This window comes from Streptomyces sp. NBC_01142 (genome assembly GCF_026341125.1).
Classification (GTDB): domain Bacteria; phylum Actinomycetota; class Actinomycetes; order Streptomycetales; family Streptomycetaceae; genus Streptomyces.
Window position 1 is genome coordinate 2,635,202 of record NZ_JAPEOR010000001.1, and the last position, 21,543, is coordinate 2,656,744.

The 21,543-nt window shown below is 69.8% G+C and carries 19 protein-coding genes and 3 tRNA genes; 10 read left to right on the forward strand and 12 right to left on the reverse strand.

From position 1 onward, the window contains the following. Nucleotides 1–18: 18 nt before the first annotated feature. Nucleotides 19–1,254 carry a putative T7SS-secreted protein gene (locus OG883_RS12025; protein WP_266538914.1) on the reverse strand — a complete coding sequence of 412 codons (1,236 nt, stop codon included), beginning with the start codon at nt 1,252–1,254 and terminating at the stop codon, nt 19–21. Then, the gene (locus tag OG883_RS12030) at nt 1,247–1,549 is read right to left on the reverse strand and encodes a hypothetical protein (protein ID WP_266538917.1); all 303 of its coding nucleotides are present in this window, start codon (nt 1,547–1,549) and stop codon (nt 1,247–1,249) included. Before OG883_RS12030 ends, OG883_RS12025 begins: the two co-directional genes overlap by 8 nt. A gap of 120 nt (nt 1,550–1,669) precedes the next feature. Here OG883_RS12030 and OG883_RS12035 point away from each other — a divergent pair. From OG883_RS12035 to OG883_RS12050, 4 genes are all read left to right on the forward strand, one after another. Then, nucleotides 1,670–1,741, forward strand: a tRNA-Gly gene (locus tag OG883_RS12035). Nucleotides 1,742–1,754: 13 nt separating this feature from the next. Next, nucleotides 1,755–1,827 (forward strand) — tRNA-OTHER (locus tag OG883_RS12040). Nucleotides 1,828–1,856: 29 nt separating this feature from the next. Beyond that, nucleotides 1,857–3,224 carry an SDR family NAD(P)-dependent oxidoreductase gene (locus OG883_RS12045; RefSeq protein WP_266538922.1) on the forward strand — a complete coding sequence of 456 codons (1,368 nt, stop codon included), beginning with the start codon at nt 1,857–1,859 and terminating at the stop codon, nt 3,222–3,224. Continuing rightward, complete coding sequence (locus tag OG883_RS12050) at nt 3,224–4,417, forward strand: ribonuclease inhibitor (RefSeq protein WP_266538925.1); 1,194 nt, start codon at nt 3,224–3,226, stop codon at nt 4,415–4,417. The genes OG883_RS12045 and OG883_RS12050 overlap by 1 nt, the downstream gene beginning before the upstream one ends. A 9-nt stretch (nt 4,418–4,426) precedes the next feature. On the opposite strand, the gene OG883_RS12055 is transcribed toward OG883_RS12050, so the two are convergent. After that, nucleotides 4,427–6,166, reverse strand: coding sequence for an AAA family ATPase (locus OG883_RS12055; RefSeq protein ID WP_266541451.1), 1,740 nt, complete (start codon nt 6,164–6,166; stop codon nt 4,427–4,429). Between the two features lie 176 nt (nt 6,167–6,342). Next, nucleotides 6,343–7,746 carry a hypothetical protein gene (locus OG883_RS12060; RefSeq protein ID WP_266538928.1) on the reverse strand — a complete coding sequence of 468 codons (1,404 nt, stop codon included), beginning with the start codon at nt 7,744–7,746 and terminating at the stop codon, nt 6,343–6,345. A 160-nt stretch (nt 7,747–7,906) separates the two neighbouring features. Here OG883_RS12060 and OG883_RS12065 point away from each other — a divergent pair. Then, nucleotides 7,907–7,982, forward strand: a tRNA-Trp gene (locus OG883_RS12065). Nucleotides 7,983–8,003: 21 nt separating this feature from the next. Here OG883_RS12065 and OG883_RS12070 read toward each other — a convergent pair. From OG883_RS12070 to OG883_RS12090, 5 genes are all read right to left on the reverse strand, one after another. Beyond that, complete coding sequence (locus OG883_RS12070) at nt 8,004–8,840, reverse strand: hypothetical protein (protein WP_266538931.1); 837 nt, start codon at nt 8,838–8,840, stop codon at nt 8,004–8,006. Nucleotides 8,841–9,183: 343 nt separating this feature from the next. Further along, nucleotides 9,184–10,158 carry an acyl-ACP desaturase gene (locus tag OG883_RS12075; RefSeq protein ID WP_266538934.1) on the reverse strand — a complete coding sequence of 325 codons (975 nt, stop codon included), beginning with the start codon at nt 10,156–10,158 and terminating at the stop codon, nt 9,184–9,186. A gap of 115 nt (nt 10,159–10,273) precedes the next feature. After that, complete coding sequence (ddaH, locus tag OG883_RS12080) at nt 10,274–11,050, reverse strand: dimethylargininase (RefSeq protein ID WP_266538937.1); 777 nt, start codon at nt 11,048–11,050, stop codon at nt 10,274–10,276. A 161-nt stretch (nt 11,051–11,211) separates the two neighbouring features. Next, a complete protein-coding gene (locus tag OG883_RS12085; RefSeq protein WP_266538939.1) occupies nt 11,212–13,473 on the reverse strand; it encodes an excinuclease ABC subunit UvrA in 2,262 nt (753 codons plus the stop codon). Between the two features lie 72 nt (nt 13,474–13,545). Continuing rightward, nucleotides 13,546–15,189, reverse strand: a complete 1,644-nt coding sequence (locus tag OG883_RS12090; protein WP_266538941.1) for an ABC-F family ATP-binding cassette domain-containing protein — start codon at nt 15,187–15,189, stop codon at nt 13,546–13,548. A gap of 341 nt (nt 15,190–15,530) precedes the next feature. Here OG883_RS12090 and OG883_RS12095 point away from each other — a divergent pair, with 341 nt between their 5' ends. Further along, a complete protein-coding gene (locus OG883_RS12095; protein ID WP_266538944.1) occupies nt 15,531–16,349 on the forward strand; it encodes an isocitrate lyase/phosphoenolpyruvate mutase family protein in 819 nt (272 codons plus the stop codon). Here OG883_RS12095 and OG883_RS12100 read toward each other — a convergent pair. Then, nucleotides 16,343–16,759, reverse strand: a complete 417-nt coding sequence (locus tag OG883_RS12100; protein ID WP_266538947.1) for an SsgA family sporulation/cell division regulator — start codon at nt 16,757–16,759, stop codon at nt 16,343–16,345. The two genes, OG883_RS12095 and OG883_RS12100, sit on opposite strands and share 7 nt — an antisense overlap. Nucleotides 16,760–16,927: 168 nt before the next feature. After that, a complete protein-coding gene (locus OG883_RS12105; RefSeq protein ID WP_266538950.1) occupies nt 16,928–17,332 on the reverse strand; it encodes a (4Fe-4S)-binding protein in 405 nt (134 codons plus the stop codon). A 74-nt stretch (nt 17,333–17,406) separates the two neighbouring features. Here OG883_RS12105 and OG883_RS12110 point away from each other — a divergent pair, with 74 nt between their 5' ends. Beyond that, complete coding sequence (locus OG883_RS12110; protein WP_266538953.1) at nt 17,407–18,504, forward strand: oxidoreductase; 1,098 nt, start codon at nt 17,407–17,409, stop codon at nt 18,502–18,504. Between the two features lie 70 nt (nt 18,505–18,574). Here OG883_RS12110 and OG883_RS12115 read toward each other — a convergent pair whose 3' ends face one another. Beyond that, nucleotides 18,575–18,874: a YciI family protein gene (locus OG883_RS12115; RefSeq protein WP_266538956.1), complete on the reverse strand. Its 300-nt coding sequence runs from the start codon at nt 18,872–18,874 to the stop codon at nt 18,575–18,577. 226 nt (nt 18,875–19,100) lie between these two features. Between OG883_RS12115 and OG883_RS12120 the strand changes: the two genes are divergently transcribed. The 3 genes from OG883_RS12120 to OG883_RS12130 all read left to right on the forward strand — a co-directional run bounded on the left by OG883_RS12120 (nt 19,101) and on the right by OG883_RS12130 (nt 21,486). Further along, entirely contained in the window at nt 19,101–19,814 is a 714-nt protein-coding gene (locus OG883_RS12120) for an endonuclease V (RefSeq protein WP_266538959.1), read from the forward strand. A 342-nt stretch (nt 19,815–20,156) separates the two neighbouring features. Next, nucleotides 20,157–20,624 carry a tyrosinase cofactor gene (locus OG883_RS12125; protein WP_266538968.1) on the forward strand — a complete coding sequence of 156 codons (468 nt, stop codon included), beginning with the start codon at nt 20,157–20,159 and terminating at the stop codon, nt 20,622–20,624. A 34-nt stretch (nt 20,625–20,658) separates the two neighbouring features. Next, complete coding sequence (locus tag OG883_RS12130; protein ID WP_266538971.1) at nt 20,659–21,486, forward strand: tyrosinase family protein; 828 nt, start codon at nt 20,659–20,661, stop codon at nt 21,484–21,486. The last annotated feature ends 57 nt before the right edge of the window (nt 21,487–21,543 follow it).

Below are 21,543 nucleotides of genomic sequence, written 5' to 3' on the forward strand. Positions count from 1 at the left end.
ACCGCCTTATGGTCGTGACTACCTTGAGAGGGATGCCCACGCGTGGGCGGCCTTGGCGGCAGCGCTGGGGCCATCATCGAGGACCGCGCGTGTACCATCGACTGCCGTTGCTGTGTGAGAGACAGCTTCATTGTCGTCGTGCGAGGTGTAGTGGCTGCCGGCAGTCGCCGCTCCGGCCCCCGAAAAGGTGTACTTCACGCCTTCCTTTACCAAATGCGGTGTGCCCCGCAGCGCCCATTCGGTAAGTGGGTTCTCCACCTGACGCATCCCATCCATTGTTGTTTTCGCCCCGCGCGCAAACCCTTCTGAACCGACACGCATTGCGGCGAGACCTCCAGAATCCACGACGGCTGTAGCCGCATGAGTGGCTGCCGAAGCAGACTTCGCCCCGTGGGCGATTGCCGCCACGCCGGGCACGGACCCAAGTGTGTCACCCGTAACCGTTACGGCGCTGTCCCAGAAGTCGGCATCGAACTCACCTTTTGTGAAACCGTCTTTCAGCGACTTCTGAACTTTTGAATCCGTCAGATGGTGAGCGAGAGCACCCATGCTGGCGCCGGCTGCTACGAACAACAGCACCAAGCCGACAGCCGGGAAGAACGGTCCGAGGATCAGGGCTGCGAATCCGACAGCGGCGGACACGTCGGACAAGAAGTCACCCAGGTCCTCGTCCAGCCATTTCAGCGCCTTGTCCAAGGCCCCCGGTTCCTGCGGCGCAAGTTTGTCCGTTGCCTCGTTCAGGGCCCTCGCGATTCGCCCCGCCTCCATCCGGTGCGTCTCCTCCAGCTCCCGGGCCAGTTTCCGTACCGACTCCAGCGCCTCCCTCGCCTTCGTCACCGCGTCCGCCGCTGCCGTCAGTTCCGACTCCGTCAGCTCCGGTGCGGTGCGGGTCTTCTCGTGGTGGGCTTCAGCCCTTGTGACGGCTGCCTGGTCGAGTTCGGCTCGCGCGTCGTACCTCTTTGCCGTCGCCTGGTAGCCCACCAGATCGTCGTGCCACGTCTGCAGTTGCGACGCCGCCTTCGACACCGACCGGTGCGCGTTCTTCAAGTACCGCGGCAGGTCACCGTCCAGCGCCCCGCGAAACGCATCCGCCGCCTCGCCCTGCCAGTACGCGCTCTCGCCCAGCAGCTGATTGACCAGTCGGTGCGCGGTGCCCAGTGCCGTCGCCGACGTGCTGAGCTTCCTCTGGAGTGCGGAGATCGCCGACGGGCTCCCCGGTACCGGGTTCCAGCCCAGATACGGGTACTCAGGCACGCGCCTCCACCGCCTTGAACGCCGACTCGATCGCCTTGTTGACCTGGACGTAGCCCTCGTGGCTCAGCTTCACTCCGTCGTGCACCGTCTTGATCCGGGTGCCGAGCTGTTCCGCCCCGTACCTCCACCGTTCCTGGAAGCCGTCGCACGCTTCGTCGAGTTCCTTTGTGCCCAGCTGGCCGGCCCGTACATGCTCCAGCGCCCGTCTCGCCTCGTGGAGCGAAGTCAGCGAGCTTCCCAGCGCACGGGAGAAACGGCCCAACTGGTGGGCGTCCACCTGGAGATCACGATCCATGGCCGACCACCTTGGCAGATCATCGACCGAACTGGATAAATGCCGTACCTCGGACGGGTGGCAGGGGTGCGGGGTGCTGACGTCGCGGACCGGGTGGGCGGCTAAGATCCCCGGCAATGCCCGGATGTAGCGCAGAGGCAGGCGCACCGCCTTGCCAGGGCGGCCACGCCGGTTCGAATCCGGCCGTCCGGGCAGGCATCGGCATGGTCCCGTAGCGCAGAGGCAGGCGCACCGTCCCGACACGGACGAATACGCCGGTTCGAATCCGGCCGGGACCACTGCACGGGACGACGGGGGCGGGACAGGGATGGAGCGTGTCAGCGACGAGGAGCTCGCGGCATTCGACCGTACGGTGAAGAAGCTGCGCGCGATGCCCGTCGACGATCCGATACGTCTGCGCGCCGAGCAGGTCGCTTCCTCATTCGCCCGGGACGGGCGGATGGCGAGGCGGAAGGTGCGCAAAGGCGCGCAGGCCGAGGCCGACGCGGCGGTCATGGCCGCCACGGCCACCGGGGCGATCACCCGGCGCGAGGACGCCCCACTGGGGCCCGCGGTGCCCGCGGACGCCGCTGAGGTCTCCGATACCGCCGGGACCGCCGGGGTCTTCTCCCGCCCGCGGCGCTGCTACGTCTGCAAGTCGTTCTATCGACAGGCCGATTCCTTCTACCACCTGCTCTGTCCCGAGTGCGCCGCCGACAACACCGCACGGCGCACGATGAGCACCGACCTCTCCGGCCGCCGCGCGCTGCTCACCGGCGGCCGGGTGAAGATCGGCTTCCAGTTGGCGCTGATGATGCTCCGCGACGGCGCGGAGCTCCTGGTCACCAGCCGCTTCCCGCACGACACCCTGAACCGGTTCCGAGCGGCACCCGGCAGTGCGAAATGGCTCGACCGGCTCACCGTCATCGCCATTGATCTGCGCGACCCCCGGCAGGTACTGGGGCTGTGCGAGCGGCTGCGCGAGGAAGGCGAGCCGTTGGACATCCTCGTCAACAACGCCGCCCAGACGGTCCGCCGCCCGCCGGAGTCGTACGCGCTGCTGGCCGCCGGAGAGCGGGCAACGCTCCCTGGCGGAGTGCTGCGCGCGCCCGGCTACGAGCCGATGCGGGCCCTGGAGCGATCCGCAGCCGGCGGCGCCCTCGCGCTCGTACTGCCCGAGGCCGATGAAGCAGGGCTGCTGCCCGACACCGCGCCAACCAACTCCTGGTCGGCCCGAATCGGCGAGCTGGATCCGGCCGAGCTGCTGGAGACCCAGCTCGTCAACGCACTGGCCCCCACCCTCCTGGTCGACCGGCTGCTGCCGCTGCTGCTCGCCTCGCCCCGCCCGAGCCGCTACATCGTGAACGTGACGGCGGTGGAGGGCAGGTTCGCGGTACGGCACAAGATGGCAGGGCACCCGCACACCAATATGGCAAAGGCCGCACTCAATATGCTCACCCGCACCAGCGGGCCCGAACTCGTGGCGCAGGGCGTGCACATGTGCAGCGTCGACACCGGCTGGATCACCGACGAGAATCCCGTGCCGAAGAAGTCACGGATCGCCGCCGCGGGCTTCCGCACCCCGCTGGACATCGTGGACGGCGCGGCGCGGGTGTACGACCCGATCGTGCGGGGAGAGGCGGGCGCGCCCGTGGCCGGCGTCTTCCTCAAGGACTACCGGGAAGCGGAGTGGTGATGGGGCAGGACGAGCCGTTCGCGGGAGTGCCCGAAGTGCTGCCGCGCTCGGTCGCCGAACTCGGCCCGCTCATCGACTGGTTGAGGGGCGGGCTCACCACGGACCGGCGGCTGGACTTCCCTGCGGGCACCGCGTTGCCCGACGGGCGGCTCGATCTGTGCAAGCAGGCACTCGGCCCTGAAGGCGCCGCGCTCATAGCCGAGGCGCTGCGCAGCAGCGCCGGGGAGAGCCCCTCGCCCGTGCGGCAACTGCTGCTCGGTACCGACGGCCTGGGTGACGAAGGTGCCGCCACCGTGGCGGAGAAGACCGTGGGCGCCGGCGTCGAAACCCTCTACCTCGGATGCAACGGCATCACCGCGGGGGGCGCCTGCCGGATCGCCGACAGTCTGCGGGCCTCGGAGCACCTTGTCGGCGGTGTCTGGCTCAAGCGCAACCCGCTGGGCACGGGCGGCGGGCAGGCCGCGGCCGAACTCATCGCGGCCGCCTCGGCCCTGCGCACCCTCGATCTCGTCCAGACAGGACTCGACCCGGCCGGTCTCGCGGTCCTGGCCGAGGCGCTGCTGACCGCGGCCGCGGCGGGACGGCACATCGAGCGCATCTTCATCGGAGGCAATCCGCTCGGGCCTGCAGGGGCAGCGCCGCTCGCCGCACTGATCGCCGGCGGTGCGGTCGGTGAACTGTACGTATCCGCAGCCCAGTTGGGTGACCGTGGAGCGCTGCTGCTCGTCGACGCGTTGCGCCGCGCCCCGTACGGACGGCTGGCCCGCCTCTCCGTCGCCAGTAACGGCATCGGTCCGCAGGCCGGCGCCCGGCTGGTCGCCGCGGCGGCAGATGCCGGTGTCGAGCTGCTGGACCTCGGCCGGGTCCGGGCAGCCCGTACGCTCGGCGCCGACGACAACCACATCGACACCCACGCGGCCACAGCGATCGGCGAGGCCCTCGCCGCCCACGAACACCGGCTGACCCACCTCGTCCTCGCCCACACCGGGATGCGCAGTCGAGAGGCCCATCGGATCCTCGACGCCGCACCCCGTGCCGCGACCGCCACTCGCTTTGTGCTGGGCAAGGGCATCGCGACCACGGTGCGGCGCAGGCTGGACGCCCTCAGCGCGCATCTGCCGATGCCCGCGGTGGCCGCCGACGTCGCCGCCGTACGCAGTGTTCACCGCACGGCCCCACCGGACCCCGAGTAACCGTCCGGATCAGCGCGGCATGGCCGCGAATATCTCGATCCAGAACCGCTGATGCTTCTCCGAAGCCCCGACCAGATACGTCGACCGCAGCTTCGGCGGCAGCAGAGCCACCAGCCGTGCCACCGCCTTCCGGTGCTTCTTCAGCTGTGACAGCTCGGCGTTGGCGATGATCTGGTGCACCACATCGCTGTCATTTCCGCCCTCGCTCGTCTGCTCCGCCGCTCCGCGCAGCCGTGCCTCCCAGGCGTCCACCTGCTGGGCCAGCTCGCGCAGCCCGGTCACCGGACGGTTGTCGAGACGGTCCATCAGGGCGGCCAGCGGCACCGGCGCGTACTCGCCGTCCCCCAGATAGACCGTGCCCATCTCGAGCGGCAGCCCGCGCTGATGCAGTTTCACGAGCCGCTCGATCGTCCGCTTGGTGATCCAGGCCCGCCCGTCCTCGTCGATGTCGTGCTTCCACCAGTCGAGCACCGTCTCGGCGACCGGCCCGTACTTCTCGATCAGCCATTCATTGGCCGGGATGTCCTCGGGCTCAACCGTCAGTGACGCGGTGAACCGGGTCGCCTGCGCGATGTTGTTGCGTGACACCAGCAGCTTGCGGCCGAGGTGGTACGGAGGGTTCTGTATGGCGATCTGGGCCCGCAGCCCGTCGATCCGCCGCCCCGCGAGAGACCACTCCTGTGTGATCTCCATCAGTTTGGCGAACGCCGCCTTGTCCTTGGGCCGGTTGTACTCGTCCCAGACGATCGCCTTCGGCTCGGGACCGGTGAAACCGGCGGCCAGCAGATTGTCCAGGGACCCGTCGGACGTCGGGATCGGTGCGCACAGGTCCTCGACGTTGGTCACCGGCAGCGAGAAGTACAGCGGCTCGAGCCCGCCGAGCCCCTCGCGCACCGTCTGCCGTACGAGTTCCGTCTTGCCGCAGCCGGGCGGACCTTGCAGCAGCACGCTCCAGCGGTTGCGCAGCGCGGCCCGCACCACCTGCCGCACCGGGTCGGGAACCGTGAGTGGATTGGGTACGCCGAGGGAGGCCGCTATCCGGTCGAGCACCTCCGCGGTCCGGTTCTGGCCGGGGCTGCCGTCACCGCGCGGCTCGACCAGCCGCAGCCGCTCGCCGTTGATCAGCGGCAGCCCCCACCGCAGCGGGAAGCCCTCCTGGGCGTTGGCCAGGATGTGGTCCAGGGTGCGCGGCGAGAGCAGCTCGCGCACAGCGGGGCTCAGCGAGGCCCACACCGTGAACACCCCGCTCAGGTCCCATTTCCGGTACTTCGAGGCCAGCTTGAAGCGCCACGCGGTGTCGTTCGCGGTGATCCGGATCGTGACCATCCGGTCGAGGATCGCCAGGTCGCTGCGGCGCGCGGAAGTCTCGGCCAGCGACTCGTTGTCGCTGAGGAACACTCCGATGCAGCCCAGCGCCCGCAGGTCGTACTCACCGAGCGTCCAGTTGCAGGCGATCTGCATCAGCTGCGACTGAATGGTCTCGCCGGCCTGCAGGGAGTCGTCGATCAGCAGCACAAAGGGCCTGCCGGGCTTGAGCTGGCTCATCACCAGCTGCCGCAGCACCAGTTGGCCGGTGTCGGGATCGCGTACGGGTGCGTTGGCCAGCAGATCGTCCGGCGTGAGATTCGCGGCCGGTACGAAGACCAGCTCGGCCTCCGGGTAGGCCTCGGCCACATGGGAGAAGAACGTCGACGTCTTACCGATGCCGTGCTCGCCGAAGACCTGGCCCGTCTGCCCCATGTCGATCATGGCGTCGATGAAGGCCTCCAGCCTGGAGACCCCGGTCCAGCTTTCCGGCGGCTTCGGATAGGTGGCGTTGCCGCGCCACAGCTGCCGGCGGCCCGTCGCGTTGGCCGTCGCGTTGGCCGTCGCGTTGGCCGTGGCGTTGGTCGTGGCGTTGGTGGTGGTGCCGGTTGTGGCGCTGGTCATCTTGATCCTGTCGTGACGCGATGGCAGGCCATCGGGGGAGTGTGGGCATCGGGCCAGTCGTCGCCGCCCTCGGTGATCAGCCAGATCCACTTGTCGGGCTCTGCCGGGGTGATGGCCGGGGCGTATCCATCGGTGAGCATCACCACGGCATCGGGCGTCACCTCGAGGAGGCGGCCGTCGACGGCGGTGCGCCCCTCGACATAGTCCGCGACGGCTTCGAAACTCGTGCCTCCTCCGCCGCGCACCCGCTCACCCGGCACGAACGGCATCACCACACCGTCGAACGACAGCCAGTGGGCCTCCACCCCGTCGATCCCGCCGACGAGTTCGGTCAGCCACGTGACCACATGCTGCGGCATCGACCCCGAAGTGTCGTACGCGATGACGAGCACCTTGTCGCGCACGGGACCGCGCCGCGACAGCATCGGGTCGTGGCCCAGCGCGGCGAGCAGCGCGCCGCGCTTCTTGGGATAGACCAGCCGCTCGCCCTCCCGCAGCTTGGACGCCATCACGTCCACCAGCCACCGCTGCCACCAGTCGACCTTGCCCGTGCGCGCCGTCTGCCCGCGCAGGGTGCCCGCTCCCAACCGCCCCCACAGCCGCGTTGTCCGCTCCGAGGCGCCGTCCGTACGGTCCATCAGATCGCACAGTTCACTCTCGGCACCCGCATGCCCCCGGCGGGCGGCCAGCAGCGAGTTGAGCAGTACGGAGGAGACGGTGGTGTCGACGGTCTCCTGGTCGGCCGGTATCCCGGCGTCCGTGAGATGGACGCACACCGGCCGCGGCACCGGCGGATGCTTCATCCGTTTCAACTCGCTGTAGACGGACATGTCGGTGGCGACGAAAGCGGCGTAGTCCACGGGCTCGAGACCGTGCGCCCGCAGGTCGGCGGTGTACTCGGCGTGCACCTCGCCCGGATGGATGCCGGTCGGAGCGCCGTCCCGCAGCGGCAGGGCGTCCCGGCCGAGCCGCACCATCGCCACATGGTTGATGGAGACTTCTGCCGCGAGCGTGAACACCGGGTCGTCGCGCAGTTCGGGCTCGGTGAACAGATGCCGGTGGATCAGATGCCGCGCCTCGTGGAAGAGGACGAACTTGACGCCGTCGAGGCCGAGTTCCGCAAAGAACCCGGGGTTGTAGAGGAGCAGGCAGGAACCGTCGCCGCTCGCCACCACGGCCGCGGTGTCTATCGCCGTGGTCGGGATCTGGTGAGCGCACTTGGCGTACAGCCAGGAAGCCACCGCCGACTCGGTCAGCCCGAAGTCGAGCAGTGCGGCCTCCTTGAGCCGCCGCGCCTCCTCGACGACCGCCGCATCGGCCGGCCGCCACCGCTCCAGCGCTCGCCGGTCCGCCAGATCGACCACATGGCGCGCACGCCCACGCCCGTCCCCGTACGCCATTCCCCCGCACCCCCTCGTACTGCCTCATTGGTACCAGGGGGCACTGACAACGGGCGAAACGATTTCCGTCCCGCCCCGCGTTCCCCCGCCCCGCGTTCCCCCGCCCCGCGTTTCCCGCCCGGCGTTCCACGGTGGACAGGGCTTAGGATCTCCGGCAAGGGCGGGGCCGTAGCGCAGAGGCAGACGCACCGGTCTCCAGAACCGGAGGACGCTGGTTCAACTCCAGCCGCCCCGCCCCCCTGCGCCCCTCACCGAGGTCAGGCAATGGCCCCCGCGGTGACGATCAGCTCGGGAGCGGTCCCGGAGAAAGTCGGCAACAGCTGCGCCAGTACCGCCCAGGTCTCGGGGTTTCCCGCCAACGAGCCCCGGACCAGCGGTCGCAGGACAGCCTCGGCCTCCGGCATTCGCGCCGGAAACGCCCAGTGCCCCGCAGCCAGTACGGACAGCACATCGAGGGCCGGACGCCAGCTCTCCACGTAGGTCCGCGGGCCGTCGACGACTTTGGCCTGCCGCATCCGGTGGGCGAAGCTCGGGTGGTCACTCCACCGTTCGCGCAGTGACACGGGGCAGTCGACGCGGATGGCCAGCGCCCACCGCGCGAATCCCGGCAGCGGCTGCTCGAGATCGGCCGCGGCGACCTCCGCCCAGTCGTCCCGCGTGACCGCCGCAGCCGCGCTGCGTCCCCGCCGCATGCTGGTGACCAGCCGCAGTCCGCCGATCACACCATGCGGGCCGGGGGCCGCCAGGCCCTCCGGATCGGCCAGTCCGCGCAGTGACAGCGGGACCGGGATCGGCCCCTCGGCGCCGGCCCCGAACGGCACACCGCGCAGGATGTCGCGCTGGACCGAAGCGCTCACCCCGGCTCTGTACACAATTTCATTGATCTCAGGACGGTCGGCCTGCAGCATCCACAGCAGCACCGAAGCCGGCACCGCGGCGCCCGTCACCAGCCGGACGGCCGTCCAGAGCTGGGGTATGCCGACCGACGTCTCCTGCTGGAGGCCCAGCCGCTCCCGCGCCCGCTGCGCGTCGTCCGGTTCGGCCAGCGCGAGCAGGAGATTCAGTCCGTCGCCCGTGCTCCGGTCACGCTTCATCGCTGTCCCACCCCTGTTGGTCAGTGTGCCGGTCGATCATGCCAGGCGACCTGGGGCGTTCCGGTGTTCGGTACGGCGAACCGCTTGTCAGCAGGAAGAATCCCCGTACGGCGACGGGGAGGGGAGGGGTGCGGGACCGTGATCCACGTGGTCGGAAGACGGAAGACGGAAGACGGAAGACGGAAGACGGAAGACGGAAGACGGAAGGCGGAAGACGCCCGGGCGGCCCCCGCACCGCGTGGACCCGCCCTGGCGGCGGCAGCTGCGGGAGCTGCGCCGCCAGAGCGACGCCGACGTGTGCGGTGCGGCCGTGGGTACGGCGACGGCCTGCGAACGGGGGCGGTCAGCCCGCCGCGCGCGCCGCCATCCGCGCCTTGCGCGCCGCGAGCTTCTCGTCGAACTTGCTCGCCTCGCTGTCCAGCCCGCCCATGTACAGGCCGAGCTCCTCCTGCGCCTTGAGACCCTCCGGGCCGAGCCCGTCGATCTCCAGGACCTTCAGGAAGCGCAGCACCGGCTGCAGCACGTCGTCGTGGTGGATCCGCATGTTGTAGATCTCGCCGATCGCCATCTGCGCGGCGGCCCGCTCGAAGCCGGGCATGCCGTGTCCGGGCATCCGGAAGTTGACGACGACGTCGCGCACGGACTGCATGGTCAGGTCCGGGGCGATCTCGAAGGCCGCACCCAGGAGATTCCGGTAGAAGACCATGTGCAGGTTCTCGTCGGTGGCGATCCGTGCCAGCATCCGGTCGCAGACGGGGTCACCGGACTGGTGTCCGGTGTTGCGGTGCGAGACGCGGGTGGCGAGCTCCTGGAAGGCGACGTATGCCACCGAGTGCAGCATCGAGTGGCGGTTGTCGGACTCGAAGCCCTCCGCCATGTGCGTCATCCGGAACTCTTCCAGCTTGTCCGGGTCGACGGCCCGCGAGGTGAGCAGGTAGTCGCGCATCACGATGCCGTGCCGGCCCTCCTCCGCGGTCCAGCGGTGCACCCAGGTGCCCCAGGCGCCGTCGCGGCCGAAGAGAGAGGCGATCTCGTGGTGGTAACTGGGGAGATTGTCCTCGGTGAGGAGGTTGACGACCAGGGCGATCTTGCCGATGTCGGTGACCTTGGACTGTTCTGCTTCCCAGGCCTGGCCGTCTTCGAAGAAGCCGGGGAAGTTGCGGCCGTCGGTGAATGGCACGTACTCGTGCGGCATCCAGTCCTTGGCGACCTTGAGATGGCGGTTGAGTTCCTTCTCCACCACCTCTTCCAGCGCGTACAGCAGTCGGGCGTCTGTCCACGCGTCCGAACTGCCGAGTTGGGGAGAGGTGATTGTCACGGGTGCTCCTGGGGACGGGAGAGTTACCTACGGATTCGTAGGTTACGTGACCGTAGGTTAAGGCGGCAGTAAGCCTCAGGCCAAGCCCGGTTCCGTTATGTCCAGTTACATTCAGTTATGCGTACAGGTCGCGGAGTCGTACGGAGAGACAGGTCACGCAGCCTTCGAGCTTCTCGAATTCGCTGATGTCCACCGTCACCGGCTCATAGCCGAGATCCGTGAACAGCTCCGCCGTCTTCGGCGCGCTCGCCGCCATCAGCAGCTTTCCGCCGCCGAGCAGCACCACATGCGCGCCCGACTCCTCCGGCACCGCGAGATGGCGGGGGAAGGCCGACGGGGTGTCCATCAGCGGCGGGTATCCGATGACGGTGGAGTCCGGCAGCGCGGTCACGGCGCTCTTGAGATGCAGCACCTTGCTCACCGGTACGGCCACGATCCGCGCGCCCAGCGGCTCGAAGGCTGCGCGCAGCTGCTGCACCCCCGCCGCGTTCGTACGGCCGCCCCGCCCCACGTAGATCGTGTCGCCGACCTTGAGGACGTCGCCGCCGTCGAGCGTGCCCGGCTCCCACACCCAGTTCACCGAGCAGCCGAGCCCGGCCAGGGTCTCCTCGACCGCCGCCGTCTCCGGCCTGCGGGATTCGGCTCCCGGGCGGGCGATCAGCGCGACATTGCGGAACATCACCACCGTGTCCTCGATGAAGACGCCGTCCGGGCAGTCGTCGGCCGGTTCCGTCTCGACCGTCTCCCAGCCGTGCTCGCGCAGCGTCTCGGCGTACGTCTCCCACTGGGCAAGCGCCAGCCCGGCGTCGACGGGGGTGCGCTCGATGTGGGTGACCAGACCCTCGGCGAGGCGTGGGCTCGGGCGGCGGATCAGGGCTTTCCTGCTGGGCACGGGCGCATCTCCAGAGGTGTCGGGAGTACAGGTGATGCCCATCATGGCCCGCCGTCCTGGGGCGACGGAATCCCGACGGGCCGAGTGCCTGCCCCCTCTGGGGCGGGGCAGCGCCTCAGCCCCGGACCGGGTCTCTCCGCCCTGATCCCCGGCTCTGGTCTTCAGTCCTGGCCCAGGTCTCTGCGGAGGTACTCCGCTGTGAACGACTTCCGGTGCCGGAGCAGCTGCTCCGGCGTGCCCTCGAAGACGAGCTCGCCGCCGTTCTTGCCGCCGTCCGGGCCGAGGTCGATGATCCAGTCCGCCCGCTTGACGACATCCATGTTGTGCTCGACGCAGATCACCGAGTTCCCCGCGTCGACCAGCCGGTCGAGCAGCGTGACCAGGGTGTCCACATCGGCCATGTGCAGTCCGGTGGTCGGCTCGTCGAGTACGTACACACTGCCCGTACGGTGCAGTCGGGTCGCCAGCTTGATGCGCTGGCGCTCACCGCCGGAGAGTGAACTGAGTGGCTGCCCCAGCGTCAGATACGTCAGCCCGACGTCCTTGAGCGTCCGCAGCTTGCGCAGCAGCGGCTTGTCCTCGAAGAACTTCATGGCCTGAGCAGCCGTCATGTCCAGTACGTCGACGATGGACTGCCCCTTGACCCGGTGCTCCAGTACATCGTCGTGGAAGCGGCGGCCCTCGCACACATGGCAGGTCGTGGTCACCGGGTCCATGAAGGCCAGATCGGTGTAGATGAGTCCTCGCCCCGAGCACTCCTCGCACGCGCCCGCGGAGTTGAAGCTGAACAGTCCGGGCTGTACGCCGTTCTCCTTGGCGAACACCTTGCGGACGGTGTCCATCACCCCGAGATACGAGGCCGGGGTGGAGCGCGACGAGGCGGTGATCGCCCCCTGGTCGATGACGATCGCATCCGGGTACGCCGTCGTGAACACCTGCGACACCAGCGTGGACTTGCCGGATCCGGCGACTCCCGTCACCGCCGTGAGCACCCCGGCCGGGAACCGTACGTCGATACTTTTGAGGTTGTGCAGTTCGGCCCCGGCCACCGGGAACCAGTCGACGGGGGAGCGGAAGGTCTCCTTCATCGGGGCGCGACGGCGCAGACACCGCCCGGTGAGAGTGTCCGCCCTGCGCAGCTCCTCGACCGGCCCCTCGTACACCACCTGCCCGCCGTCCGTGCCGGCCCTCGGCCCCATGTCGACGACATGGTCCGCGATCGCCATCACGTCCGGGTCGTGCTCCACCACCAGGACCGTATTGCCCCGGTCGCGCAGCCGGGTCAGCAGATCGTTCAGCCGGCCCACGTCTCGCGGGTGCAGGCCCACGCTCGGTTCGTCGAAGACGAAGGTGAGCCCGGTCAGTGAACTGCCCAGGTGACGCACCATCTTGAGCCGCTGGCCCTCGCCGCCCGAGAGGGTGGTGGTCTCCCGGTCCAGGGAGAGATAGCCGAGCCCGATCCCCACCAGCCGCTCCAGGCGCTCGCGGGCGGCGGCGGCGATCGGCGTGGCGACCGGATCGTCGATCCTGCCCAGCACCTCCACCAGGTCGGCGACCTCCATGCGCGTGTAGTCCGCGATGTTCAGCCCGTCGATACGGGTGGCGAGCGCGGCCTCGTTCAGCCGTGTCCCGCCGCACGCCTTGCAGACCCGCTGAACGGTGAAGCGGCCCGCGGCCTCCCTGCGCTTCTCGGAGAGACCGGCGGTGTCGCGCTTGAGGAAGAGCCGGGTGAAGCGGCCGACGATCCCCTCGAACTGCACATCGACGGAGGCCGTCCTCATCTCCAGCCGCACCGTGAACCCGTTGCCGTTCAGCAGTAGTTCGCGCTCCTCGGCGGTGTACTGCCCCAGCGGCTTGTCGGCGTCGAAGTGACCCGATTCGGCGTACAGCTTCCACTCCCAGCTGCCGACCGAGAGCCCCGGCAGCTGCAGTGCGCCTTCGTTCAGCGACTTGGACGAGTCGATCGCGCGGTCGACGTCGAGACGGACCACCCGCCCCACGCCGTCGCACTCCGTGCACATCCCGGACGGGTCGTTGAAGGAGTACGCGGTCGCTGCGCCCGCGCTCGGCGTGCCGTGCCGGGAGAACAGCACCCGGATCACCGAGTAGATGTCGGTCATGGTCCCCACGGTGGAGCGGACATTGCCGCCGACCGGTTTCTGGTCGACGACGATCGCCACCGACAGATCGTCGATCGCGTCGACGTGCGGCCGTTCGTACTTCGGCAGCCGGTTCCGGATGAACCAGGTGAAGGTCTCGTTCAGCTGCCGCTGCGACTCGACCGCGATGGTGTCGAAGACGATGGACGACTTGCCCGATCCGGACACCCCGGTGAAGACGGTGATCCGGTTCTTGGGGATGGTGAGGGAGACGTCCCGGAGGTTGTTCTCGCGTGCACCGGTGATGACGATGTTCTGAGGCATGCCAACGACGCTAGCCAGGAATCCGGACATCTTCTGTCCGGAATCCCGGCCGCTGTCGGCCAACCGTCAGGCCTATGCCGGAAGCCCTCCGTCCCTGACCTCGTCCGCGCTGATGTCACGGAGCCCGCCGTCCAGCAGCAACCAGCGGGTGATGCCGATCGACTCCAGGAACGGCACATCGTGGCTCGCCACAATCAGCGCTCCCTCGTACGACTCCAATGCTGCTGTCAGTCTCCCTACGCTCGCCATGTCCAGGTTGTTCGTCGGCTCGTCGAGCATCAGCAGCTGCGGCGCGGGCTCGGCGAGCAGCAGCGCGGCGAGCGCCGCACGGAAGCGCTCCCCACCCGACAGGGTCCCGGCCGGCTGGTCGGCCCGTGCGCCCCGGAAGAGGAAGCGCGCGAGCCGCGCCCTGATCCGGTTGTTGGTCGCATCGGGCGCGAACCGCGCCACGTTCTCCACCACGCTCAGCGCGTCGTCCAGGACGTCGAGCCGCTGCGGCAGAAAGCGCAGCGGGACCTCGGCCACGGCCTCGCCCGTGACCGGCTCCAGCTCGCCCGCGATCGTACGCAGCAGCGTGGTCTTGCCCGCGCCGTTGCGTCCGACCAGTGCGATCCGTTCGGGCCCGCGCACCTCGAACTCACCTTTCACCTCGGCTCCGTAACGGAGCGTCAGTTCATTCAGCCGCAGTACGCCCCGGCCCGGATGGACCTTGGTGAACGGCAGCTCGATACGGATCTCGTCGTCGTCCCGTACCGCCTCCACCGCCTCGTCGAGCCGCTCCTTCGCCCCGGCGAGCTTCTCCTCGTGCATGACGCGGTGCTTGCCCGCCGACTCCTGGGCGGTGCGCTTGCGCATCCTCATGACGGCGCGCGGCTCCCGTTTGGTGTCGTACATCTTCTGGCCGTAGCGCACGCGCTTGGCCAGCTTCACCTGGGCCTCGGTCAGTTCACGCTTCTGCCTGCGCAGATCGGACTCGGCGACGCGCACCATGCGCTCGGCGGCCTCCTGTTCGACGGCGAGCGCCTCCTCGTACGCGGAGAAGTTTCCGCCGTACCACGTGACCTCCCCGTCTCGCAGGTCGGCGATCTGGTCGACCAGTTCGAGCAGTTCGCGGTCGTGGCTCACCACGACCATCACGCCGGACCAGGCGGCCACCGCGTCGTACAGCCGTCGGCGCGCGTACAGATCGAGGTTGTTGGTGGGCTCGTCGAGCAGCAGCACGCCGGGCCTGGCGAGCAGCAGGGCGGCCAGCCGCAGCAGCACGCCCTCGCCGCCCGACACCTCGCCGATGGTGCGGTCGAGGCCGATGTGCCCGAGCCCGAGTTCGTCGAGGGCGGCGCGTGCCCGCTCCTCGACGTCCCAGTCGTCGCCGACGGCCGTGAAGTGCTCCTCGCTCGGATCGCCCGCCTCGATGGCGTGCAGTGCGGCGCGCGTGGCGGCGATGCCCAGTACCTCGTCCACCCGCAGGCCGGTGTCGAGCACCAGGTTCTGTGGCAGGTAGCCGACCTCGCCGGTGGTGCGGACCGCTCCGTCGGACGGGGTGAGGTCACCGGCGATCAGCCGCAACAGCGTGGACTTTCCTGATCCGTTGAGGCCGATCAGCCCGGTCCTGCCAGGACCGACGGCGAGCTGGAAGTCGTCGAACACCCCCGTGCCGTCCGGCCAGGAGAAGGCGAGGGAGGAGCAGGTGATGTGGTGGGTGGGGAAGGCAGACATACGGGTCTCCGGTTGCGTGGAAGAGGCAAGGGCAACGGGTGGAGACACCGGATACGGGCGACGGCCGAAGGGGAACACGCAGAAGGGTCCCGGTCGGGAGGACGGCTCGAGCGCCGAGGTCGCACGCGCTGCGCACACAGGAAAGAAAGCTGTGCCGCACGGTGTCTCAAGACCTCAGACGAGCAACGTCCTACTCCGATCGACGACTACAGAACCGCTATACACTGTACGAGGGTGGTTCCGGGCCTGTCAACGCAATAACGTGACCGCCCCGGCGCTGCACACGTTGATGTCGGATTCCTGCCAGCAACCGCCCGCCGCCCGGTGATTGAGTTCGGGCCATGACGAATCTTCGCGATCTTGCCCTGCACTTCCGCTCCCTCCACACCTCCGACCGCCCGCTGGTCCTCGCCAACGTCTGGGACACCGCGAGCGCTCGCATCGTCGCCGAGGCGGGCGCGCACGCGATCGCCACCACCAGCGCCGGTGTCGCCTGGGATCTGGGTGCCGCGGACGGCGACCGGGTGGACCGCGCCACCGCCCTCGACAGTCTCGCCCGCATCACCGCCGCCGTGGGCCTGCCCGTCACCGCGGACATCGAGGGCGGATTCGCCGAAACGGCGGACGGCGTCGCCGGGACAGTCCGCGACGTACTGGCCGCGGGAGCCGTCGGAGTGAACATCGAGGACGGGGCACGGTCGAACGAGGAGCACACGCGGCGCATCGCGGCGGCCCGCGCGGCCGCCGACGCCGCGGACGTGCCGCTGTACGTCAATGCCCGGATCGACGTCTATCTGGCCGGAATCGGCGCGGAGCACAGAAGGCTGGAGGAGACACTCGAGCGGGCCGCCGCCTGCCTCGCCGCCGGAGCGGACGGGATCTTCGTGCCCGGCGTCGGCGACCCGCGGACGGTTCAGGCCCTGGCCCGGGGGATCGACGCGCCGCTCAATGTGCTGGCAGGACCCGGCGCGCCCGATGTGGCGGAGCTGGCCGGGCTCGGCGCGGCGCGCATCAGCGTGGGCTCCGGGATCGCACAGGCCGTCCACGGCCTGGTCCGGGACGCGGCCCGCGAGCTGCTCACCGCCGGCACATACACGTCACTGACCCGCGGTTACGACTACGGGGAGCTCAACGCGCTGCTCGGCGACGGGCGTCAGTAGGCGTCGCGCAGCAGCTCGGCCAGATTGTGGTCGAGGTCCAGATAGAGATGCTCCTGGCCGTGGGGGACCATGCCCTGGGCGCGTTTGAGGAAGCGGCGCAGCTCGCTGGTGCGGATGTGCACCATGGCGACGCCCTCGGGGGCATGGAACTCCAGCACCGTGCGGTCGTAGCCGAACGGCCTGACGCGTACGTCGCCGACGCCGGCCGGGGCGTCGATGCCTGCCGCCAGCAGCTCACGGGAGAACGCCCAGGACACCTCGTTGCCCTCCAGCGTCGCGGGGGGCGGGAAGGCCATGCGTACGGCGAAGGGATCCTCGCGGTCGTAACGCAGTGTGGCCGGAACCGACTCCATCTGCGGCGCCGCGGCGACCAGGCGGGCCTGCACGGCCTGCTCAATGACGGTGGACAAGGCCTGCTCCCTCGTGCGCGGCTCGCTGACGTCTCCCTGACACCGGGAGAGACGGTGGAACCACCGAATCCGTGCATCGGCAGGGAGAGTGACCTGTGTCACCGCCCCGCCCTCTTCCCCCTCGCCCTCTTCCCCCGGACCTCTCCGCCCGGCCGTCTCCGCCGCCCGTCAGTGAGCGGCGCAGGGCCCGGAGTGGTCGCAGTACGGCTGGTGGCCGCTCGCGCCGCAGCCGCACAGCGCCACCCGCGTCTCACGACGGCCGTCGTACGCCGTACGGATGTCGAGATCGCCGCGCATCACCAGCTGCCCGGTGGCGGTGCGGGTGACGGTGGTGGGCCGGTCCGGCGTCTCGGCCGGGCCGTCGGGCAGCCGGTACTGCAGCGCGCCGGACGGACAGCGGCGTACGACTTCGGCGACCCGCTCGGCGGCGGCGCCGTCGGGCCGCACCCAGGGCCGCTCGTCCAGGTCGAAGACCTGGGGCAGCCCGCGGAGGCACTCGGCGGCGTGCAGACAGCGCACCGGCTGGAAGCTGACGGTGACCCGCCGGCCCTCGTACTCCTTGGGCTGGGACATGGGCCCAGCCTAGGAACGCGCACCTCGGGTCGCACCCTGGACGGGGTCCGGCCGGTGGGCTAGCTTCCAGCGCCATGACGTCCATGGGGAAGACGAGACGAACGGTGTCGGTGGGGCTGTGCGCGGCGGCGGTGGCCGCGGCTTTGGCCGCCCCGGCGCAGGCAGCACAGGAGACCGGTGGTCCTGCGGCAGCGGGCACGGCGCCTGGCTGGAACCTGAAGGACACCGGCACCGACGTACGGTTCCGCGGGCTCGCGGCCGTCAGCCGGAAGACCGCGTGGCTCGCGGGCTCGAAGGGCACGGTGCTGCGGACCGCGGACGGCGGCCGCAGCTGGCGGAACATCTCCCCACCGGGGGCGGGCGAGTTGGAGTTCCGTGACATCGAGGCCTTCGACGGTCGGCGGGCTGTGGTGCTGGCCATCGGCGAGGGGGAGGCCTCCCGGGTCTTCCGTACCGCCGACGGCGGAGCGAGCTGGACCGAATCCTTCCGCAACACCGACCCGAAGGCCTTCTACGACTGCATCACCTTCTTCGACAGCCGCAACGGCCTCGCCATGAGCGATCCGGTGGACGGCAAGTACCGCATTCTGTCCACCGGCGACGGCGGGAAGTCCTGGAAGGTCCTGCCGAGCGACGGCATGCCGGCCGCGCTGCCCGGCGAGGCGGGCTTCGCGGCCAGTGGCCAGTGCCTGGTCAGCTCGGGGCGGCGGGACGTGTGGCTGGCGACCGGCGGCGGCGCCACGGCGCGGGTGCTGCACTCCGCCGACCGCGGCCGGAACTGGACCGCCGCCGAGTCGACCATCCCGGCCGGGGACCCGGCGCGCGGAGTCTTCGCGCTGGCCTTCCGGGACGGTGCGCACGGCATCGCGGTCGGCGGCGACTACCGCGGCGACCAGGCCTCCCCGCGCGCCGGGGCGGTCAGTGGGGACGGCGGACGCAGCTGGCAGCAGTCGAAGACGCCGCCGCCGGCGTACCGCTCGGGCGTGGCCTGGCTGCCGCACAGCAGGTCGGCGGCGCTCGCCGTCGGCCCGACGGGGACCGATCTGACGCTGGACAGCGGACGCAGCTGGCGCACCGTCGACACCGGTTCGTACGACACCGTGGACTGCACGGCCGATTTCGGCTGCTGGGCTTCGGGGGAGAAGGGCCGGGTCGCGCGGCTGGAGTTCTAGGGCGTGTGGTGGAAGCGGCGTCGTCCGCCCGCAGGACGGGCGGGACTTCCACCACATGCCCGAGGGCCCTCTAGGAGGGCAGCTGCTGCCGGTACGGGGCGAGTTCGGGCGCGGTCTTGGTCGCGATGAACTCCGTGATCCGGTACGCGCAGACCTCGCCGATGACGAAGGGGTCGGCCGCCGCGATCGTCTCGATGTGCGCGCGGTCGTCCCCGACGGCCAGGATGATCCCGCCGTCGCGCGGATTCTTCCGGCCCGAGGCGATGAAGACGCCCTCTTCGTACAGGGCGTCCAGCCACTCCACATGCGCGTCGAGGAGCTCCTCGACGCGCTCGACGGGCGCGGTGTAGGTCAATTCGAGTACGAACATGATCGTCAGGCTACGGCACACGGGAACTCCTCGAACTCCCCGACCGGAACCGGGACCCGGCCGGCAAGCGAGACCGGTTCGGGGACCCGGAACCGGGACGGGAGACGGGCAGCGAGCCCTGAGGCGGGACACGCAAACCTGACGTGTCCGGGGCAGGGGACAGAGGGACGCGACCCTGCCCGCACCCCGGGCGGAGGGCCGGTCGGGCCGTAAAGTGGGCGTCACCATGAAGATCATCGAGACGCCCGCAGACTGGCCCACCGACGAGGCCGCCGCCCGGGCCGTCCAGGACGAACTGCGCAGTCGTGTCGTCCTGGACGAGCCAGGACCGCCGCCCGGCACCGGTCTGGTGACCGGGGTCGATGTGGCGTACGACGACGAGCGCGACCTCGTCGCGGCGGCGGCCGTCGTCCTGGACGCGGCGACGCTCACGGTCGTCGAGGAGGCCACCGCGGTCGGCCACGTCGCCTTCCCCTATGTCCCCGGGCTGCTCGCCTTCCGGGAGATCCCCACCGTGCTGGCCGCACTGGAATCCCTCACGGTGGACCCCGGTCTTGTCGTCTGCGACGGCTACGGCCGGGCGCACCCGCGGCGCTTCGGACTGGCCGGCCATCTCGGCGTGCTGACCGGGCTGCCGGTCATCGGGGTCGCCAAGAACCCCTTCGTCTACACCTACGGCGAACTCGGCCCGCGACGCGGTGACTTCGCTCCGCTGCTCGCGGACGACGGCGAGGAGGTCGGCCGGGCCCTGCGTACCCAGGACGAAGTCAAGCCGGTCTTCGTCTCCGTCGGACACCGGGTGAGCCTCGACGGCGCGTGCGCGCACACACTGCACCTCGCCCCCGACTACCGCATCCCCGAGAGCACCCGCGCCGCCGACGCGCTGTGCCGACGGGTGCTGCGCGAAGCAGTCCGGAATTCGGACAGCTTTCCGACGTGAGGACAGCCACATTCCTCTGCCAGGGGCGGGAGAATCTTCACGAGACCGTCACATTGACCGCAAGACTTTCAGATCTGTCCACTATTCGGCGCGCGGACAGCAAGATCAATTTCGTTCAACTCTGCACTGTGTGTCTCGACATGTCCGTATAGCGGCCAACCGCTCCCCGTCGACTTCGTGCTGTCCCGGGTAGACCTGTAGGCATTCCCCAGGACGGCCCCACCGGGCCCCCGGCCGTGACCAGGCCGCAAGAGGATTCCGGTGACGGGCTGTCAGTACAGCGCGCTCCGCGGCCGACTGCCGCCGAGCGCACCGAACCACTGTCATTCCTGGGGGTTTTTCATGTCTCAACTCACCCGCCGCCGCGCCCTGGGCGCCGGCGCGAGCGCTCTCGTCGGCCTCGCGCTCACCGGTGCCGCGCAGGCTGCCGGAAAGGCCGCCGGGCCGTCCGTCCCGAAGCGTCCGGCACACGAAGGCCCGCAGCCCTTCGACGAGACCTTCAAGGGCCGCCGCATACAGGGGGCGCCCACGGACGGCGGCGGCCATGGCGGCGGTCACGGAGGCGGTCACGGGGGTGGCCACGGAGGCGGTCACGGGGGTGGTCACGGGGGTGGCCACGGAGGCGGCAGCCAACACGGGGGCGCCGGCTACTCCGTACACATCGACGGCAAGGAACTGCACGTGATGCAGAACGCCGACGGCACCTGGATCAGCGTCGTGAACCACTACGAGACGTTTGCCACCCCGCGCGCCGTGGCCCGCGCGGCCGTGGTCGAGCTCCAGGGCGCCGCCCTCGTCCCCCTCGTCTGATTCCGCCGTCCCACCCCGAACCGGGAGCACCCTCATGACCGTACGCAAGAACCAGGCGAGCCTCACCGCCACCGAGAAGCGGAGCTTCGTCAACGCGCTGCTGGAACTCAAGCGCAATGGGCAGTACGACACCTTCGTCACCACGCACAACGCCTTCATCATGAGCGACACCGACACCTCGGACCGCGTCGGCCACCGGTCGCCGTCGTTCCTGCCGTGGCACCGCAGATTCCTCATACAGTTCGAACAGCAGCTCCAGGCCGTGGATCCGTCCGTCGCGCTTCCCTACTGGGACTGGACGGTGGACCGCACCGCGGCCTCCTCGCTGTGGGCGGCCGACTTCCTCGGTGGGACCGGCCGCAGCAGGGACGGGCAGGTGATGGACGGCCCGTTCGCCGTGGGCTCCGGCAGCTGGCCGGTCGGCGTACGGGTGGACGGGCGCGGCTATCTGCGCCGCGCCCTCGGCGCCGGCGGCCGGCAGTTGCCGACCCGTGCCGAGGTCGACTCCGTCCTGGCGATGAGCACCTACGACACCGCGCCCTGGAACAGCGCGTCGGACGGTTTCCGCAACCACCTGGAGGGCTGGCGCGGCGTCAACCTGCACAACCGGGTGCATGTCTGGGTCGGCGGCCAGATGGCGACCGGGGTCTCCCCGAACGACCCGGTGTTCTGGATGCACCACGCGTTCATCGACCGGCTCTGGGCACAGTGGCAGCAGCGTCACCCCGGCTCGTCGTATCTGCCTGCCGCCGGGACGCCGAACGTCGTGGACCTCAATGACGTCATGCGCCCGTGGAACGATGTGACGCCCGCCGACATGCTGGACCACACCAGGCACTACACCTACGACACGGCGGCGTAGGACGCCGGGGGCGGCCCCGGCCCCGACGGCCCCGTCAGGGTGATGGCTCCCGCCCCC